The 20653-nt window shown below is 47.7% G+C and carries 11 protein-coding genes; 2 read left to right on the top strand and 9 right to left on the bottom strand.

Annotated features, from left to right (window positions below):
- The first annotated feature begins 52 nt into the window (after positions 1–52).
- Positions 53–3694, top strand: coding sequence for an ABC transporter permease (locus tag BMZ54_RS08020; RefSeq protein WP_089908900.1), 3642 nt, complete (start codon positions 53–55; stop codon positions 3692–3694).
- A gap of 154 nt (positions 3695–3848) precedes the next feature.
- Here BMZ54_RS08020 and BMZ54_RS08015 read toward each other — a convergent pair whose 3' ends face one another.
- The 8 genes from BMZ54_RS08015 to BMZ54_RS07980 all read right to left on the bottom strand — a co-directional run bounded on the left by BMZ54_RS08015 (position 3849) and on the right by BMZ54_RS07980 (position 18706).
- Positions 3849–4442, bottom strand: a complete 594-nt coding sequence (locus tag BMZ54_RS08015) for a dihydrofolate reductase family protein (protein WP_089908897.1) — start codon at positions 4440–4442, stop codon at positions 3849–3851.
- 44 nt (positions 4443–4486) lie between these two features.
- Entirely contained in the window at positions 4487–5269 is a 783-nt protein-coding gene (locus BMZ54_RS08010; protein ID WP_238386530.1) for an alpha/beta fold hydrolase, read from the bottom strand.
- 270 nt (positions 5270–5539) lie between these two features.
- The gene (locus BMZ54_RS08005; protein ID WP_089908890.1) at positions 5540–6457 is read right to left on the bottom strand and encodes an alpha/beta fold hydrolase; all 918 of its coding nucleotides are present in this window, start codon (positions 6455–6457) and stop codon (positions 5540–5542) included.
- 172 nt (positions 6458–6629) lie between these two features.
- A complete protein-coding gene (locus BMZ54_RS08000; protein ID WP_162277498.1) occupies positions 6630–12086 on the bottom strand; it encodes an Ig-like domain-containing protein in 5457 nt (1818 codons plus the stop codon).
- Between the two features lie 100 nt (positions 12087–12186).
- On the bottom strand, positions 12187–13788 hold the full coding sequence (locus BMZ54_RS07995; protein ID WP_089908884.1) for a RagB/SusD family nutrient uptake outer membrane protein: 1602 nt from the start codon (positions 13786–13788) through the stop codon (positions 12187–12189).
- Positions 13789–13805: 17 nt separating this feature from the next.
- Complete coding sequence (locus tag BMZ54_RS07990) at positions 13806–16964, bottom strand: SusC/RagA family TonB-linked outer membrane protein (protein WP_202909181.1); 3159 nt, start codon at positions 16962–16964, stop codon at positions 13806–13808.
- 86 nt (positions 16965–17050) lie between these two features.
- A complete protein-coding gene (locus BMZ54_RS07985; protein WP_089908878.1) occupies positions 17051–18100 on the bottom strand; it encodes a FecR family protein in 1050 nt (349 codons plus the stop codon).
- A 69-nt stretch (positions 18101–18169) separates the two neighbouring features.
- The gene (locus BMZ54_RS07980) at positions 18170–18706 is read right to left on the bottom strand and encodes a sigma-70 family RNA polymerase sigma factor (protein ID WP_202909180.1); all 537 of its coding nucleotides are present in this window, start codon (positions 18704–18706) and stop codon (positions 18170–18172) included.
- 196 nt (positions 18707–18902) lie between these two features.
- Here BMZ54_RS07980 and BMZ54_RS07975 point away from each other — a divergent pair, with 196 nt between their 5' ends.
- A complete protein-coding gene (locus BMZ54_RS07975; RefSeq protein ID WP_089908873.1) occupies positions 18903–19364 on the top strand; it encodes a hypothetical protein in 462 nt (153 codons plus the stop codon).
- Between the two features lie 63 nt (positions 19365–19427).
- Here the strand turns inward: BMZ54_RS07975 and BMZ54_RS07970 are convergent, their stop codons facing one another.
- Positions 19428–20390, bottom strand: coding sequence for a hypothetical protein (locus BMZ54_RS07970; RefSeq protein ID WP_143080935.1), 963 nt, complete (start codon positions 20388–20390; stop codon positions 19428–19430).
- Positions 20391–20653 lie beyond the last annotated feature (263 nt).

The raw sequence follows: 20653 nt of genomic DNA, 5'->3' as shown, positions 1-20653 counted from the left end.
GCAAGGAATGACTAATATGGCAGAAATTTAAACCAGCAATTAAGCCCGTAATTTGAATTCATATACATTCCATATTAACCTGTATGACCTGGCCTTTCTTGGCGCAATATTTACAGGGCTCACTTTTGCCCTGCTTTTATATTTCACCAGAACTGCCAACCGTAGTGCAAACCGGTTTCTTGCCCTGGCCCTGGTTACGATGGTTTTATGGATGATGCGGATCCTGGCTATTGACCTGAGGCTTGAAACTTACCTGCCCCGTTGGGACCGGCTGCCCATGCAATTTCTGCTGGCGCTGGGCCCCCTGGTGTATTTTTATGTGCTGAAAATAACCCGGCCGGAATATCAATTCAGGTGGAAGGACCTGCTGCATTTTAGCCCCCTGCTGCTGGAACAGGCCGCACTGGCGCTGGAAATAAGGGAAAGTACCAGGACCGGCATTCCGGTCTATGCTACCCATATTTTTCAGCAATTGAACCCCGTGCTACAACTGTTCATATTTATTTCTGTCATTATATATTTATACTTCTCTGATAAGCTCATACAAAATTTTTACCGGCGCCTGCAGCCGGTGCTGATGGACCGCTCCCTTCTTGAATTCCGCTGGCTGCGCCGCCTCCTGGGAACCACCGCCCTGTTATGGTTCCTGTGGCTGTTCTTTGCCGCCATTGACTATCTGGGTTATCGTAATCAGCTGGGCATACACGTCTATTACCCCTTTTATACCTTTTTCGTGATCATTATTATATGGACCGCAGCGGCGGCTTTGTTAAAGCCTCAGGCTGCGGCGGCTTTGTTAAAGCCTCAGGCTGCGGCGGTGGCACAGGCGGCGGCCATCATTAAACCACCGGTGCCGGCCGAACTGCGGGCAAAAGGCGCCTGGCTTAAGCGGGCCATGGAAGCTAACCATTATCACCGGGACCCGGAATTAAGCTTAGGCACCCTTGCTGAAAAACTCAGCCTGCCTCCCCACGAATTATCACGGATCATTAATACCGTGTTCAAAAAAGGTTTTAATGATCTCATTAATGAATACCGGGTGATGGACGCCGTGCGCAAAATGCAGGACCCGGCTTATGATCATATCACCCTCCTGGGCATTGCGTTTGAAGCAGGGTTCAATTCAAAAACTACTTTTAACCGGATCTTCAAACAAATGACCGGGAAAAACCCTACAGAGTACAAAAAACACCTGGAAAATGAGCGCCCAACTTATAATTTGGGGCGCTATCCCCGGCCGGAGCGGTTAATATTGAACCGCGAACCTCCTCAAAAATGGGTTCCTGAAAAATTAAACAGCCGGTTTATGTTCAGAAATTATGTAAAAGTTGCCATACGCAACCTGCAACGTCACAAAGGTTTTACCGCGATTAATATCATGGGCCTTTCCATAGGTTTAGCTACCTGTTTGCTGATCGTATTCTATGTGACAGATGAATTGGGGTATGATAAATATAATACCAAAGCAAATAATATATACCGTGCTGACATGGAAGTAAAATTTGGCAGCAATGCCAATTCCTATGCAGCAGTGCAAAGCGGGTTTGCCGATGAGGCAAAGAAGGATTTCGCTACCGTTGAGCAGGTAGTAAGGTTAAGGCCCGCATACGAACAGCCTGCCGGTTTTCATGTTAAAAAGGGCAACACCGTGCTGCAGGAGACCAGTGTTATTTATGCAGATGCAACCCTGTTTAAGGTATTTACGCTGCCTATGATAACCGGCAACCCTGCCACAGCCCTGGCAGAACCCAATACAGTTGTGCTGACTGAAAGCCTGGCTAAAAAATATTTTGATGCTGTAAATGTGGCCGGCCAAACACTTGTGCTAAACGACACACTCAATTTTAAAGTAACAGGCGTTATAAAAGATCTGCCTGAGCAAAGCCATTTTAACTATCACATGTTCCTGTCAATGGAAACATTGCCCGATAACCGCAACCCTAACTGGGGCGGTGGTGGTTATAATACTTACCTGTTGCTTAAGCCCGGTGCAAACACCACCGCAATCAGCAAAAAATTAAGCAGCGTGGCTATGGAGTTCATTGCACCATACCTTGGCAAAGACGACTATTTAAAATATACCTTAACGCCGGTGACCTCCATACACCTGCATTCAAACCTGCAGCAGGAGCTTGGCCACAACGGCAGCATTCAGTATGTGTATATATTTTCAGCCGTTGGCCTGTTTATCCTCCTTATTGCCTGCGTAAATTTCATGAACCTTTCAACGGCGCGCTCCTCAAACCGCGCTAAAGAAGTAGGGGTGCGTAAAGTGCTGGGATCGCCACGCAAATACCTTATTGCACAATTCTTAACAGAGTCCGTATTGGTAACATTTGCATCAGCAGTTATAGCTATTGTAATGGCATGGCTGTTTATGCCCTTGTTCAACCAGGTATCTGGTAAACAGCTTGCGTTCACCTGGCAAACATTTGCATGGCTTGTGCCCTGCTCATTGGTGCTGGTAGTGATCATAGGTTTTATCGCAGGATCGTACCCGGCGTTCTTCCTTTCCCGCTTCCAGCCCGTTAATGTATTAAAAGGCAGGTTCTCTGCTGGGTTTAAAGGGGGCAGCCTGCGTAGTTTTTTATTGGTGTTCCAGTTTGGCATTTCCATCTTTCTTATTATCGGCACCATGGTTATTTATAACCAGCTTCACTACATACAAACTACCAACCTTGGCTATAACCGTAACCAGGTGCTTATTATAAAAAATACGGAGCGCCTGAACAACCAGGCACAAACATTTAAGCAGCAAATAAAACAATTGCCGGAAGTTGAAGATGCTTCGTTATCAGGCTTTGTACCAACGGGCGTAGCCAGTAAAATCACTGCCCTTTTCCCTGATGCAACGCTTACTTCGCACACTTCTATGCTCACGGAGTTCTGGCCTGTTGACGAGGACTATATTAAAACAATGGGCATGCAGCTGCAGTCCGGCCGCAACTTTTCACCCGGCATGAAAACGGATTCTTCCTCCGTTATTATTAACGAAGCTGCCGCAAAATTCTTTGGCTTTAAAGATCCTTTAAATAAAACTATTTACCGCAACACAGCTGGTGTGCAGCAGTTTAAAATTATTGGAGTGATAAAAGATTTTCATTTTAAATCGCTCCGCGAAAATATAACCCCTGTTGTGCTGTATTTAGCCGGGGATAAAGGCGCTTTAAATGTAAAGCTTAACACGGCCAACATTACCAGCCTTATGGGTAAGATAAAAGATAAATGGAAAGCCATTGCACCTGACCAGCAGTTCACTTATTCATTTATGGATGCTGAATTTGATGCTGCTTACCGTGCGGAGAACCGCATAGGGGTGATATTTGTGGCATTTACATTTTTGGCTATTGTTATTGCCTGCCTGGGCTTATTCGGGCTGGCGGCCTATGCCGCCGAACAGCGTACAAAGGAGATAGGGATCCGCAAAGTGATGGGCGCCACTGTACCTGCCCTTGTTGGTTTACTGTCAAAAGATTTTATAAAGCTTGTGTTGATAGCCATTGTTATTGCATCGCCCATTGCATGGTATGCGATGCAACAATGGCTGCATGATTTCGCTTACCGTGCAGCCATACATTGGTGGCATATAGCCATAGCCGGTATGGCAGCCATCATCATTGCTTTTGCTACCGTTAGCTTCCAGGCAATAAAAGCGGCACTTGCAAACCCGGTGAGGTCGTTACGGGCGGAGTAGGCGTGTAATATTAAAGCAGGTTTCTATATTAGCCGTCCTGGTGGTATTACGAAAGGGACAAGTTAGAAAGATCTAAGCTTGCCCCTTTTTTATGCGCTTGATTTGCTATCTGTCAGCACAATAATCCAATTTTAATTTTCACATATCCGTTCCCTTAAGCTCCAACATCGCCTGTGATCACTTCTCCGGCCCGTTTGTAATTGGCTATAATAACTCCTTTTGATGTAATATGGCTTTCTGTTAATGTAAATGCTGCCGGGATCGCGCCGTTGCCGAACAGCTTTTTTCCTTCACCAAGAACCACCGGGTAAATTTTGAGCCGGAGCTCATCCACCAGGTCATGCTTAAGCAACAGTTGAATGAGCTTACTACTGCCCCAAACCTGGATGTCAGCCCCCTCCGATTTCTTTAGCTTTTCGATATCTGCAGGGGTTTTGAGGAAATTGGTATTTTTCCAGTCTGATTTTTCTCTGGTCTGTGACAGCACGTATTTGGCGCCATCATTGATGCCTGGCCAAAAGTCAGCGTGCTGTGGCCAGTAGGATTCAAAGATCTCAAATGTTTCTCTGCCCAAAAGATATTCTGCCGGCTTCAGCTCTTCTGCCATGATCTTGCCAAAAAGCTCGTCGCCATAAGATACCGTCCAGCCGCCATATTTAAAGCCACCTGAGGTATCTTCCTTAGGGCCGCCAGGTCCTTGCAAAACACCATCTAATGTGATCATTGACAAAACAGTTATCTTTCTCATTTTATTTGCTTTTTTATAATTAAGATGAAAGTTATTATGCTATTTTACTTTAAAAAACTGTTCAGGTAGTTCAGGATCGTTGTGGTCTGCATCATCAGGCTCACATGGCCCTGTGAAGGAACAATGGCCAATTGCGATTTGGGCATAGGTCTAAAATCAGCACAGATAGCACCTCCCAGCAGCTGATATGTTTTTATCAGCTCAATTTTATCCAGGCCATCATTGTCACCGGAGATGATCAATACCGGTGCAGTGATTTTCGAAATATTGGAGTCACCCAGGTCAAATGGCGTTCCGGCGGAAGCGATCATCTGCTCCATGAATTTTGTCCATTTTGTTTTATCAGGCGCTACTGCATCGTATGCGGCTTTCATCGGGGTATTCGTAAAAAATTCAGGCTTCATCATTTTAAACCCGTTGTTTACTTCGGCTAGCCAGCCACTGCTTTTATAAGTGGCAGAAATGATCACTAATTTTCTGAGCCGTTTAGGGCTTTGTATAGCAAACTGGTAAGCTATAGCGCCACCATAACTATATCCTGCTACATCCGCACTGTCAATTTTCAGGTGATCCAGTACTCCTTCTACATCACTTGCTAAAGCAGCATGCGATAATTTTCTGTCTGAGTACTGTGTATGTCCATGCCCTTGTAATTCAATGGCAATTACTTTCCTGGTTTTTGACAGCTCAGGGATTAATTGACCCCAGTTCAGGCCAATGGTCATAAAAGCACCGTGTAATAAAACTAAAGGCTTGCCTTCACCATATACTTCATAATAAACTTTGATGCCATTAACAGGTGCATAACCGCTATCGGAAGGTTTCATTTGTTGTCCGTTTGACCGGGATGCTGCAAACAGCATGATTGCAATAAGTAATATTGATCTAAGGGGATTACGTGTTTTGAATAAATTTTTCATACTGCTGTTTAAATTTTAGTTTGAATGTTATTGACAGTACAAAGATGGAATTCATTTCAGGATTTCATCCGGGGTAAAAACGACTTGTTAGGGGGTGAGTTCGGCCAAAGCATGTTTACGCCATGTGACGGCACCATAGAACACGCTGGTTATCCGCCTTCTGTACTAAGTTCCGCTTTAAAATTCCTGTTGATGGCTTAGAAAGAACTGTTTTAGCTGCCCGAGTGTCTCATCTGGAAATTCTTCAGGAAAGAAATGGCCGCCTTTTACCGCAGCTCCCTCAACGGTATCCGCCCATTGTTTCCAGATCCCAAGCGGCCCTCCTTGCAGCTCATACCAGCTGTTTAATCCACCTTCCGCTGACCAGGTCACCGAAACCGGGCATTTGATTTTTATCCCAGCCGCACGATCACACTGATCATGATCGCGATCCAGAGTGGCAGCCGCACGAAACTCCTCGCAGATAGCATGCACACGGGCAGGATCTTCGAGTGTCTTCTTATATTCATCACGCACAAACGGATCAAATGCCGGGAATGATGATCCCCACATCGTCAGCGCATTGTCGATGACCGTACCGGCGGAAGATGCTACCAGCTGTTCCGGTAAGGGCGCTGGTTGCGACATAAAAGACCATGGCCAGAAGGCAAGCATAACTTCCGGGTTAACGCGGTTCCAGGCCTCTAACCCGGGAATAATATCCATTACAGCAAGGCAGCTGATTGTCCCGGGATGGTCCAGCGCCATCCGGTAAGCAACGCGTCCTCCCCTGTCATGACCGGCAACCATAAAATGGTCAAAACCAAGTTGCTTCATTAAAGTAACCATATCATTTGCCATTGCACGTTTGCTGTACCTGCTGTGTAATTGATCCGATCCTGGACAACCACTCTGACCGTAGCCGGTGAGATCCGCGCAGATAACTGTAAAATCTTCCGCCAGAACAGGGGCTATATCCCGCCACATCATATGTGTCTGGGGAAAACCATGCAACAATAAAACAGGATAACCCGCACCTGATCTCCGGACGAAGATCTGTGTATCCCCTACGGGAATTAATAGCGCGTCAAAACCGCTGAATAATTTGCTTTCCATTTGTAGGTTTTGCTTTGATCTATGAAATAACGATGCCACAGAATAATCTAAACTAATGCATTTTTTGCCACGCAGCACCTGGATAACTTGAGGGGGTTAGAAGAGCAGTCCCAAAAAATAAAAAGCTGCCCCACACATTCGTGAGGCAGCTTTTTGTTTTTAGTTTAATTCTTTACTGTTTCACAACTTTCATCGTCTTGCTTTGCGCGCCTTGCCTGATACTGATATAATAAATACCAGGTTTCAGGTTTTGACCAAGCTGGTAGTATGTACCGGCATTTATTCTTGCAGAATAAATTACGCTGCCGGCGTTATTAACAATACTCAGTAGCGCCGGGGCTTTCGAGGAAGAGGTCATTCTCACATTAAACACGTTATTAGAAGGATTGGGAAATAATTCCGCTGTAAGATCCAGCTTACCATGGGTGTTCAATTTGTTGTCCGCTACCGCGATCATGCTTTGGTTTGCTGTCATACTTTGCAGCGTGTCCCCGGGCGATGTTGTCCGCACTTCAATAGCCGCTATTGAGCCGCTGTAAGGGTCATACAATCCTTTTTTAGGGTAAAAAACTACCTGTATCAAACCGGTATTGTCTGCTTTTGCCCGAATGGTTTTTATAACAGCCGTGTTCAATTTGTTGCCTGCGGCCTGGTAGATGTTGAAGTCCGTAAGGCTATCCAGGCCATGGGTGGCTTTTATGCTGAAGATCCTCTTATTTTTCTCTGCATCCTGCGCCTCAACAAAGTGCAGGCGGATCGCATAAACAGTATTGGGAGTAAGCCCGCGCAGGTAATAACGCATCTGGGTGATATTGTCTTTGAATATACGTATATACTCATATACCTGCGGAGGCGCCGGATCCGTTACCTGAGACAGGTCTACGGGAGCATTCACTTTTTGTACCCAGGTATAACCTGCATGCCATAGGTTATCCGTTCCCGTGGGTCCTTCCGGAACATACTGCGCAAAGGTGGTATTGGCATACGGACCAGGAGGATTGAGCGTAGTACCGGCGTTGATGGCCAAAACAGCCGATTTGTTTGTCTTTAAAACTTCTATGCAATAATCATCCACCCATACCGTGCCGGGTCCTACCTTAGCTACCCAATAAGTAAGCCCTGTTGCACTATCCGGCACATTGATGGTATCTCTTATCTGGGCCCAGTTGTCACGATAAGCAGTCACATTGTCTACCTGTTTTTGATAGGAAGCATTGCCCGTTGCAGCGCCGAGGCTATCTACAAAACCAACGCCATATCCTGACCACCAGGGATACCCACCGGCGTCTTTTTCTACTTTCACCCATTGGGTAAATACAATAACGCTGCCGCCTCTTACCGGTATGGAATCCTTAATGTTTAAAGAGGTATTTGCGGTCGTGTAACCCAATGTGGCAGCTTTATCGCCGGAGTGGCCTTTGCCACTAATGGTGTACACGGCGCCCACAGTAGGTACACTCTCCCTATAAGCGATCCAGTTAATAAGGCCGCTTTCAAAACCATAATTGGGGATGCCTCCACATGAATCAAATGGCGCCACTGTTACCGGCAAGGTAGCTGAAACACCTGAGCCATCCTGTGTATTCGCGGTGATGGTCAGGCTGCCTTGTTTAATAGCAGTGATCAGGCCTGTACTGTCCACCGTGGCTAATGATGTATTGGAGCTGCTCCAGGTTACTTTTTTAATAGAAGTATTAGCCGGCAGGAAGGTAACATTTACCCGCAGCGTATCCCTTTCCCCGATAGTGGCCGGGGATGGCTGCAGCACAAGACCGGTGGCCAGTACATTCGCAACATGGATATTGGCCTGCGCCGCAATAGCTGAATTGTCTGCCGACGTGGCTTTTACTATTACATCGCCTTGTTTGACACCGGTGATAGTGCCGTTGTCGCTTACTTTAGCCACGGTTGTATCTGAGGATGTCCATACCACTCCTTTATTGCTGGCTTTTGCCGGATTGATGGTGGCATTCAGCTGCAGGGTAGCTCCTACAAATACATTGGCAGCAGTGCTATCCAGCGTTAAGGATGTAACAGGTACATAGATCACCGTATAGGTTTTGGCAGCTGTAAAGCCGCTTTCCGCAGAGGTAGCAGTGATCGTAACTGTTCCTGCCGCCTTTCCTGTTACCACCCCGTTCAGGTCTACGGTAGCCACGGCGTTATTGGAAGACCTGTACACCAGGTTCCGGTTGGTGGCATTGGCCGGTGTTGTGGTCAGCTTCAGCGTGTCTTTATAGCTTACATAAAGATTGCTGCTATCGGAATGGATGCTGATCCCCTGAAGCGGGATGATACTTGCCTCAAGGGCGGCTATAGAGGCACTGTAAGGATCGTTGGTGCCCACCTTGGGATAGAAGTACACCGTTATTACGCCTGCGTTGTCGGCTTTTGCTTCAAGGGTACGGGTAATTACGGTATTCAGCTTATTGCCGGCAGCCTGGTAAATGTTGAAGTTAATGAGGCTGTCGCCACTGGTCTTCACACTAAATACCCGGTTGGCCTTATCGGCATCGCTGGGCTCAACGAAGTGCAGGCGCAGCGAATAGTTGGCATTCGGGATCAGGTTGCGGAAATAATAACGCAGCTGGGCGGAAGTAATTTTGGCGATACGCATATATTCATATACCTGGCGGGGCGCAGGCGCTGTTACCTGGCTCAGGTCCATTGTTGCCGTGTTACGGCTGCTCCAGGTGTACCCGGCATGCCATAGTTTATCCGTCCCGGCAGGTCCTTCGGGTATATATTGACCGATCGCCGTATTCTGATACGGTGTTGCAGGACTTCCGGTGGTGGCCGTTGAACCTGCGTTGATGGCCGTTACAATCGTGTTCACGATCAGCTGCACGGTTTTAGTAACGCCTCCATCGGCGGTGGAAATGGTGAGGGTGGTAGCGCCCAGCTTTAAGCCGGTGATCACGCCGTTGGCATCCACGCTTGCAATGGTACTATCCGCCACTGACCAGTTCAGGGTTTTATTAGTAGTATTGGAGGGTATAACAGTAACGGCTATCTGCTTAGGCGTATTCATGGTGCCATATAGCACACTGTCTATCGTAATACCGGTTGATATAGTTGGCGGAATGACGACGATCTGCCTTGTACTTGTTTTTCCTCCATCGACCGACGTAACAGTAATAGTAGCGGTACCTGCATTAATGCCGCTTACCTTCCCAAAGGGATCCACTTTAGCGATTGCGGTATCCGACGAGCTCCAGGTAACGGACGGATTGGTGGGATACGCAGGTGTTAGCTTTACATTCAGCTTAACAGAGAATCCTTTTACAATGGTGTCTGATGCGGGATTGACTATTTCTACCGATTGAACAGGGCCGGCCACCGGGGAGCCGAAATAGATGCCATTTCCGCTGATAGCAATAAACATTCTTCCTTTGTTGTCTGCCGTAATATTCTGCACTACGCCCGGCAACCGGTCCAGGATGGTAGCCCAGGTGCGGCCGGTATCATCTGAACGGTAGGCGCCGTAGGAAATGCCATTGATGGGAAGAACCTGGCTGGTGGCGTATAAGGCCAGGTGCGCATTGGGCGTGGTGTCTGACATGGCGGCGGCTATCCATTTGGGCTTAAAATTTTCACCACCTACTTTACTGAATGTTTTACCGGTATCTGAGGTATGGTAAAGGGCAGCGTATTGCGGATATGCATCGTCGTAAAATGCGATCCATACATCCCCCGTTTTCCCCGGCGTTACCTCCACATTGGAGTTGGTGGCATAGCTGGAACCATTTGGATTACTGCCGGCGTTTGCAGTAAGACCTGTGGCGGTAGTTTTCTGGAATGACCTTCCTCCATCAGCGCTTACATAAAACGAGCCGCGGTCCCAGATATAGAAATAATCGCCGTTCACCTTATCCGCTACAAGATGGTTTTGCCCCGGATACAGGTTCCACTGTGGCCCCGAGGGTAAGATGCCTGAAGCAACACCGGTGGATTTTGTCCAGCTGCTGCCCAGGTCTTCCGACCAGTAAACATTACCAGGAGCATTAACATCCATTTGTGTGAGCCAGAGGATGTTCCTGCGATTAGCGGATACGGCTACACGCCCGCGCAGGCCGGGTGATTTTGGAAAAAGAGTATAAGTATCGCCGCCATCGGTGGAATAACCTGCGCGCGATGCGCTGAGCTCACCAGCCGCCGGGCCATCGCAGCCTACACGAACAACAAAATTGGGGTCGGTATACTGAAAAGTTACTCCCTGCATATTAAACGCGGAGAAGATGCCGTAGTGCAGTGCGGTGCTGGAAACAGCGCCCTGGTACAACGGCTCTGTAAGGGAACGGTGGTGGGCGCCTCCCACATCTGCGGTAGCGGTGAGTAACAGGTTTTTGCCGCTGGGAGGCGCTGCCATAGGTCCTGTTACCACGATCTCTTCCAGGCCCACTACCCGGATCTTCCAGTTGGAAACAGGGTCAAAGATATTATCCGTTGAGAGCACATCCAGCATATCATTGATCCAAACCCTGTTTGGGTAAAAAGGATCCCAGGTAAATGCAGCCGCATTATGCCCCGGGTCATTATAGGCTAGGCCATCATTCGCTGAATGCGGCGCTTCCGAATTATCGCGGGTGATCTTTCCCTGGGTATAGGAGCCCGGGGCGCCGCCCTGCCTTGAAATATAATAAGGATCCTTTTGCCAGCTGCCGCGGGTGCTTACAACAATATCATTTGAATTGGCAGGGTTCACCGCCACTTTAGAGAAGTACCTGTCGGATTTACCCGGCTCGGGATCTAACGTTACAGGAGATACGTCCTGCCAGCTGCCATTCTTATACTTATAGACGCCTTTTTTTTGATCATCGGTCCCGGCAGATACGTACAGCGTTCCATCTGCATGGATCGTGGCCCGGCCAGGATACTGTGGACTGTTGCTCATCAATGTGAAAGAAGCGCCGCCATCTTCTGATGCATATATCCCTGCAGACCGGCCAATATAGATCCGCTTAGTAACATTCTGGCCGTTTACAGCAACGGTGCCGGAGCTTTTATCGAAAAGAATAAAAGCACAGGAGCCCTGCGTAGTGATAGCGCTTACCTGCGACCAGCTGGTGCCGGCATTATCCGATTTCAGGGCGCCATTCTGATCTGTAACAACCCACACGTTATTACTATTGGAGGGGTCTACCTGTATACGGTCTCCGTAAGCCTGTGTGCTGTTGGGATGTACAACAATGGGAACATGCAGGTCGGTCCAGGTATCGCCCCTGTCGGTACTCTTCATGATCGTACCTACCGAGCTTGAGCCTTTGCCTGGGCCCGGACCGGCGCTGTTCTCCACAGTAGCATACAGAATGTTGCCGGTAGCATCATTAGGATCTACCCCCAGGCTGCCGCAGCGCTGGTTAACTTCCCAGTTCCAGTAGTTGACCGGTATCTTTTGAAATAACATTAAATGCTCCCATTTCTGGAGGTTCTTATTCCACCGGTAAGGCGTGCCCACATCGGTGGTGATGAAATAAAGGTCGGGTACCTTAGGGTGCGCTATAAATGAAGGCAGCGCACCGGACCCGCCTATCCGGACCTGGTTCCAGGTATACGCCTGCGCGTGTACTCCCTGTGAAGCGGTCAGATAAAAAATTGTTAATAGTAGGGTGCAGTAGATCTTTTGCATTTTCATAGTGGAATTATTAAGGTTTGCACAACGTGAAATTGACTATCTTACTATACTATATTTCCTGGCGGCGGTTAATGGCCGCCCGTAAGCCAGGGTATTAATTCCAGCCATTCCTGATATCTTTGGCTACATTAGGATTATAATTTTTCTCTACATCGGGAATAGGGAACAGCAGGTGCTTATCCTGGAAAGGTTGTGTGCCAGCGCCGGGTTCCGCAGCTTTTTCCGCATTGATCGTTTGCTTGATGATCCCCCATCTCAGCAGGTCAAAATACCGGCATTGCTCTCCGCATAATTCCAGCTGGCGTTCACGCATCAATATTTTCATGGCATTGTCCTTATCGCCTAATGTGGTATACAAAAAGGCATGAGAACGGGAACGCACACTGTCTATCAGCGCTAATGGAGCATTACCTGTGTTTCCTTGCTGGATATGGGCTTCGGCCAGCATCAGCATCACATCTGCCAGGCGGATCACCTGCCCGTTGATAGGACTTTTTGGATCGCCATATTTTTCCATGAGGTTGTAATACTCATATTTCTTCCAGCGATAATCGCCCTGTGGATCGGTAGCGTCAAAAGGAAATGCTTTTGCACCGGTAGCGCATTGCTGGCAGTACATGGTATCTCCGCCGGAAGCAGCAGTGCCATAGAAGGTGGATACTGCACGGGGATCGGTGTACGGCTGGCCGGTTGCGGGATTAGTATACGTGAATGCTTTCACAGCGGAATTGCTGATGTACACGTTCTTCCAATCGTTCCAGCCATATTCCATTGCGCGGCCGCTATGCGTTTGTTTACCCACCTGCTCTGCGCCATTGCCAAACATATAGTAAGGCGAGCCAATACCCCAGTCGGTCCACTGCTGGTTCATGATCTGGAAAATGTTTTCCGGCGTGTTCTGATTGGTAGTGCTGAAAACATTATCAAATGAGGAGTCGAGCTTGTAGGCATACGGGGCGCCCATCAGCTTTTCAAATTCGGCTTGTGCAGGCCCCCATTTTTTCTGGTACAGGTACACCTTTCCCAGCAGGGCTATCACGGCGCCTTTGGTTGCCCTGCCTAATTCTGCAGCGGCATATACGGCGGGTAATTCCGTGGCTGCTTCAGCTTCTGTGAGGTCTTTTTCTATCTGCTTCCACACATCGGCAGCAGGGCTGCGGGATAAATAGTTGTTATTAAGTGTGGTTTGATAGTCGGTATACAGGGGCACATCTCCCCATAAGGTTACTAAATGAAAATACGCATATGCCCGCAGGAACTTTACCTCTGCCAGGTATTGATTCAGTTTGGTACGATCAGCCGTGACCGTGGGATTCCAGGCTGCTGCCCGGTCTATCACCAGGTTGGTCCTGAAGATCATGCGGTAAAGGGAGCTCCATAAGGCGCTCTGATCTGCATTGTTCGTACCAAAACTATAATCGCCCAGCTCCTGCTCCGCGCCCAGCAAAAAGCTGGCGCGCTTGGCTTCATTTCCCATCAGGTCAAAAATGTAATAATACTCCCTGGCCCATAATCCGGGATGCAGCAGTGTAGCGTAGCTGGCAATGGTAGCCTGGTTCAGCGCCGCAATGTTAGTGAAATAGGTATCGTATGCGTAGGCGCTCTGGTCCACCAGATCGAGGCGCGATTTTTTACATCCGTTGGAGATGGTCATCAGCGCAGCTATCAGCAGTAATTGATGTATATACTTCTTCATAAGATCACGTTTAAAAATTAAAACCCTAATTGAATGCCTGCCAGGAAAGTTCTTGGTTGCGGCACCTGTCCCTGATCAATACCGCGTGCAAACAGGTAGTCGCCTGCCACTTCCGGATCGTAGCCGGTGTACTTTGTGATGGTAACTAAGTTTTGCGCTGCTATGTAAATGCGGAGCGATCTAATGCTGCCCTTGATCACATTGTTTAACATCGCTACCGGGGCGTTGTATCCAATAGTAATATTCCGTAAACGCAGGTAGCTGCCATCTTCCAGCCACCAGTCGGACGGGCGGAGGTTACCGTTACCGGTCACGTTCTGGCCTATACGGGGCAAAGCAGCTACATCGCCGGGGTTACGCCACCTGTCGAGAATATCAGTGCTGGCATTGTGCCCGGTAGACATGAAGCTGGTATTTAATTTTAAACCATTCAGGAGCTTTGATCCGCTGATGCCTGACAACACCAGGTTCAGATCAAAATTCTTATAGGTGATACCGGCATTGATGCCGTAAACATATTTGGGGATGGCATTGCCTAATATTTCCTGGTCCTTTGCGGTAACCACACCATCGCCATTAATATCTTTATAAATAAAATCGCCCGGCAGCAAACCATCCTGGTACGTTGCATCCGGCCTGCCCGTTTTTTTAGCAGCTTCCTGGTTAAGGGCAGTTATTTCGGCAGCATCCCTGGCCACATGATCCATCCGGTAGCCGTAGAAAGAGCCAATGGCATTGCCTGCAGCCGTATAAGTGGTGGCAGGTACCGGCGTAAAGGCGCCGGCCTGGATAGGCGCAGAAAACTGATCGCCTAATGACAATACTTCGTTGTGGTTAACCGATCCGTTTACGCTTACATTAAAGCTAAGGTTGTTGCTGATCTTATCCGCATACCCAATGGTTAGCTCAAAACCTTTATTCCGGGCGTTGGCTGCATTAACGGTTTTTCGTGGCTGCGTACCCGTAGGGCTTACGCCAATACTGGCAGGCAGCAGGGTGGTTACCAGCAAACCTGTACTTTTACGGTCATACCAATCGGCTTCCACGGTGAGGCGGTTATTTAAGAATCCCAGGTCAATGCCTATATCGGTTTGCGTGGTTTGTTCCCATTTCAGATCCGGGTTGCTTAAGGTGGTTAGCGTGGTACCGGATACAAATGTTTCCGTACTACCCAGGGAGTACACCAGTGCGCCGCCGGGCGTACCCTGGTATGTTTTTGCGGTATTCAGGAAGTTGGGAATATTGTTGTTGCCCGTTTGTCCCCAGCTGGCGCTCAGCTTACCATTTGACAGTACCGGCAATGCGTTCTTCATAAATGCTTCTTCTGAAAAGCGCCAGGATAAACCTACGGCAGCGAAATTACCATAACGGTAGTTAGATCCAAAGTTGGAAGCGCCATCCCTCCGGTAACTGGTGGTCAGGATATATTTATCATCGTAAGTATAATTCAAGCGGCCGTAATAGGAGATCACAGAAGGGCGTGCATAGTTGGAATAGCTATTGGTAACAGATTGGGAAGATGCTACCCCCACATTGGGGATGTTATCATTGGGTTGCCCGGTACCCCGGATAGTAGAGCCGTTCGTGATCCCCGGATCAATATAGCTTTGCCCTGCGATCAAAGAGAGCTGGTGATTGCCCAGCAGCTTCTCGTACGACAGATAATTTTCCAGCATGTAGTACGAGTTCTCTGTAAAATTCAACGTCGACTGGCGGGCCTGGTTCAGGAAATTGGACGACTGATATTGTTGCTGATAGCTGTTACTCCGGCTGGAGTTCACCTCTGCTGCGAACTGTGAACGGAATTTTAATCCATCGATGATCCGTACTTCACCTGATAGCTGCGGGAAGAAAGCCAGTGATTTGCTGGTTTGACTTCTCATGGCAAGCTCCTGTATCGGATTCACGGCATTGCTGAAATCATCGATGTTGGAAAGGATAGAATATCCGCCCTGGATAGATGGGTCCAGGATAGGCTTATAGGGGGCGTATTGTATGGCATTAAGGATATTGGCATTATAGCCTTTGCCTACATATTGCCGCACGATAACGTTTTGCGTAAAGCGGAACCGGCCCAGCGTTTCTTCGAGGCCTATACGTGCCTGGAACCGCTTATTGGTAGCATTGTTTAAGATCGCCTGCTGATTGATATAGGTGGCAGATACACTATAGTTCACTCTTTCGCCACCGCCGCTGATGTTCAGGTCATTTTCAGATACCAGGGCAGTACGGAAAATGGCATTCTGCCAGTCGGTACTGTCCTGTAAAACTGCCGGGGTGCTGAATTTTGCCGGCAGCACTGTATTCTTGGTAGCGGCAAGATCTTTCAGCGCGTCCACATACTGTGCTGCATTCAGCAGGTGCAATTGTTTCCAGGCTTTTGCGAAACCCCATTGAGAGGTAAAGCTAACGCGGGGCGGACCGGTCTTTCCTTTTTTGGTGGTGATGATCACCACGCCATTGGCGGCTGCGGAGCCATAGATAGCGGTGGAAGCTGCATCTTTCAGGATGGTGATACTTTCTATATCCTGTGGATTGAGCGTATTAAAAAGGTTTTTGGTGCCCTGGATACCATCCACTACATACAGGGGATTAATATCGGTGAAGCTACCGGTACCCCTGATAATGATCTGCGCATCTGCGCCGGCGCTGCCGCTGCTTTGCAGCACCTGTACACCGGCAGCTTTACCAATGAGCAGCTGCGAGGGATTGGTGGCATTTACCGCACCGGCTTCTTTCACCGTTACTACGTTGAAGGCGCCTACCACATCTTTCTTTCTGGCAGTACCATAACCGATAACAACAATGTCGTTCAGGGCCGATACCGTTTTAACGAGGCGTACAGAAAAGGTAAGTGTGGCGCCTGATCTCAGGGATACATTGTTCAGCCGCTGGGTTTCAAAACCCACGTAAGAAACGCTGATGGAGTATTGCCCTTCCGGGGGTAATCCGGAGAAACGGAATACGCCATTACTGTCAGTTACTACACCGGCGGTGTACTTTGTTTTTTCATTGAGCGCCACTACAGAGGCATTAGGGAGCAGGTCACCCTGATCTGTGCGCACGGTGCCGGTCACCTGCATGCGGCCCTGTGCCCGGGTGGACATCGAAATGCCTGATATCAACATGACAAGTATCAGGAAAAGCCCCCATTTTGGTCGATAGAACATCTTCATAACTGGAACGTGTTTTAAAGTGTAAGGCATAGCAAGCCCCGGAGCGCTAAAGGCGCCCGTTTGTGGTATAGAACTATATTGGTGAATTATTTCCTCTTAATTATAAATCCGCTATCGTTCCGGATCAGCTTCAGATTATTAGGCAGTGTTAGATCAGTCAGGATCTTCTCCAGCGAGTCTGTTTTTTCAAATTTGCCATCGAAATAGATCTCCGTCACGTCTGAAGGATAATAATAGATGGCTATTCCATAGTAATTACTCAGCTGATCCAATACCTGTGACATTGGTTGATTACTGAATTTGTACCAGTCCGGTTTCGTATAACCTGTACTGTTATTGCCCGCTTTTACTAATACATCCGCACCCCTGGTATTGAAATCAGACACCAGAGCTTTTCCCGTTTTGCGGTAGTATCTAAGCTCTTTACCCGGTGTAAGCACTACATCGTTAATGACTTTCTTTTTATTGACAGATCCCTGTACCAGCACTTTCCCGTTGTTTAGCCGTACCGTGATCATATCTTCCCCCGGAATGGCTTTCACACGAAAAAAGGTGCCCAGTGCGGTCGTATAGAGCTCGCCGCTATACACTATGAAGGGATGTAATTTATCGGCAGCTACAGTAAAATCGGCTTCTCCTGTCAGGTAAATGCTCCTGTTATCCCTGAATTGCTTGTTATAGATCATGGTGGCTGCCGGCAGCAGCCGTACTACAGAACCATCCGGCAATACAATGGCCATGGCTTTTTGGCTGGTGTTGGTGGTGAGCTGCTGCTGTTCAGCAGGAATTGTTATTGCCATATCCGGGTTACCGGTCGCCGGTTGCTGATGGTCACGATTGAGCAGTAACATTGTTCCGCCAATCAATACGCCGGCGGTTACCGCAGCAATAGCCAGGCGTTTAATCCATTTATTCCGGTTATTAGCCGGCGCCGTTTGTTGATGAATATTTTTCAGCCACAGCTGGGAAACGATCTCCGGGAAGTGGCCGTCTTCCTGTAATTGCAGGAATTCCTCTTCCGGCAGGTATTGCTCCAGCATATCCGGATGCTCCTGCAGATAGCTGGCTACCCTGCGGGCTTCTTCCGGTGTGCATTGATTGCTGAAGAACCGTTTCAGTAATTCATCATTGATCATAATATACGGCTGATAGATAAGTAATACGTTTGTAAAGCGCGAACTACGTAGTCTGATCCAAAAAATATTTTAAAACCGGCAAAGCCAGGCCAGGAGAGAGATTATAAAGCCCAGATAATGTTTTATCTGTTTGATGGCCTGAAAAATATGTGTTTCCACCGTTCTGGATGACAGGGAAAGCTCGTGTGCGATCTGCTGGTAGCTCATGCCTTTAAAACGGCTCATTTCAAATACCTTACGGCGCATCGGCGGCATTTCTTTCAATGCATTCGCCAGCTTTACCTGTAGCTCTTTTTCCGCCAGCTTTCCCCAGAGGTCATCTACCGGCAGGGTATATTTATCTATTACGTGAATCACTTTTTCCTTGTAAATAGTTTCCTTGCGGAGAAAGTCGATCAGGGTGGTGCGGGCAATGCGGAACAGCTGTAACTGTATATTGAGGTCTTCGGTGAGATTTTCCCGGTAGTTCCAGCATTTGATGAATGTGAGCTGTGTTACCTCTTCTGCAATGAAAGATGACCTGGTTTTTTGGAGAATAAAATAGTACACCCTTTTGTGCCAGGCATAATATACTTCATTAAAAACCAATAGGTTACCTTGTTTCAAAGCAGCTATAGTATTCAAAACGTGGCCATTTACCGCAGCAATTTAAATAAATAAATGTGGAAATTCCTAGCGCTGCGGCCAGCCGTTCTATCTCACAAATACTTTTACTTTTCCTGCCGCTGTTCCGTTTTGTACAATTTTAAGTATCCCCACCGTCCTACTTTTACATCATAAATCACAAATTAAACCGCCAAACATGAAACCGAACTTTTTTAATCAGTCAAAGAAGCTGCTCCTGGTAGCAGCACTAGCTATCTTTTCGCTCTCCCAGGCAACAGCAGCAGCCAGCGAGGAGCTGATCCGGGCATTTAACCACACCTTCCCGGATGCCCGGTATGTAAGATGGACAGAAGACCATGAATACCAGGTAGTTTCCTTTACCCTGAATGAAACCCAGTGTAAAATATGCTACAGCAAAGAGGGCACAATTGTTTATTCATTAAAATACATACGGGAAAACGATCTGCCTTTAAAACCGCTGATGGCAGTGAAGAAAAAGTATAAAGACAAACAAATTGTGGGTGTGGTGGAGCTAACCAATGCAAACGGCGTACTGTATGAGCTGACAATCAGCGATGATAAGAAATGGTACGTAGTGAGAGCCGATGCCCAGGGTGGTATAGTATATACCAGGTATGCTTTTAATAAGCCGGCATAGGATATAGAGAGGTAATACTTAAAGAGCCGGAATATCCGGCTCTTTTTTATCAGCAAATAATTGTTATAAGTTCACATCTTCAGTCGATATCCAGCTGTTATCCAGCGGAATGGATACCGCCGCACCATCTGCGGGGATCGTTACATTAACATTTATGAGCACATTGCGTTTTAAATTCAGTTTCGTTGTTCCCAGTACCACTACACTAGCATTTGGTTTTTCCCATTTCAGGGTCATGTCCACGGCATACTCCAATATGGTATCAACCCAATAGAAATCGGCAGCAGTATAGATGTAATTCGTAGAAGCAGCATCTGAGGGCGTCAGGTATTTAGCAGGCATCATACCATTAAAATCGGCGATCAGCCTTCCACTGGTGAAGCCGGATACATTGTACCTGAAACCAAACGTCAGCCTTTTCACCGGGATCGTTATTACGGGCGGCATTCCTGCACTGGATAAGGTCACGCTTCCACTGTAGGCATCCACTTCCGAGATCTGCGTCTGGGTAAAGGTAGTGGTATCTGCCGGGTCAAACACAGGTATGTAGGCCAACGTACCTGTACCGTCATCCGCATTAGCAGGCTCCATCCTGTTAAGCAGCGAAGCCCTGATGGGATCCGGGAAATACTGGCGGCCATTGTCGTCCCAGCTGTAATACAATCCGGCGCCGGATCCTCTTCTGATAACGGTAACGCCTATAGATACCGGTCTGCTCGCAGGTACCTGGACAAAGATCGAGTCAGGACTGTTAAACACACCCCTGTACACGGTGTTATTACCCTGTCTTACTTCCACGGCGTAAATAGTACTGTCATTTAACGTTCTGGCATGCTGATCTGCGTTCTTTGATCTTCTGCCCAAGGGGGATTCGGTAATACTGAAGTCACCTCCCAGCTTAAGCTGCACTTCCGTAGTGGAACTATTGGACACAGGCGGAGGTGTTACGGGGGTACTTTCGTTACTCTTTTTACAGGAAAAAATAGTGACCAGGACACAGGCCAACAAAAACAATTTTGATCTCATAGCTGGGATGTTTAGGGCGTTAAGATTTGGGTTTAACAATTCCTAAACTTAGGATAATTTCTTTATTACAAAAAAATAAGCAGCCGGAATTTATTAACATTCCGGCTGCTTAAAAATTAAATAATATGTAACTAAGGCATTAATATCATGCGTTATTTTTACGTAACCATTTCCCCGCCCGCTTTAAATAAATTTTGACAAAGCTATACTGTTTATTATCTTTCGTTAACAATCCCCGCCAGGGGATCTTTAGCATACGGCTT

The sequence above is a fragment of the Chitinophaga rupis genome (assembly GCF_900109685.1).
Lineage (GTDB): Bacteria > Bacteroidota > Bacteroidia > Chitinophagales > Chitinophagaceae > Chitinophaga > Chitinophaga rupis.
Note: the sequence above shows the minus strand (reverse complement) of the source record. Positions and strands in the feature narration are given on the sequence as shown.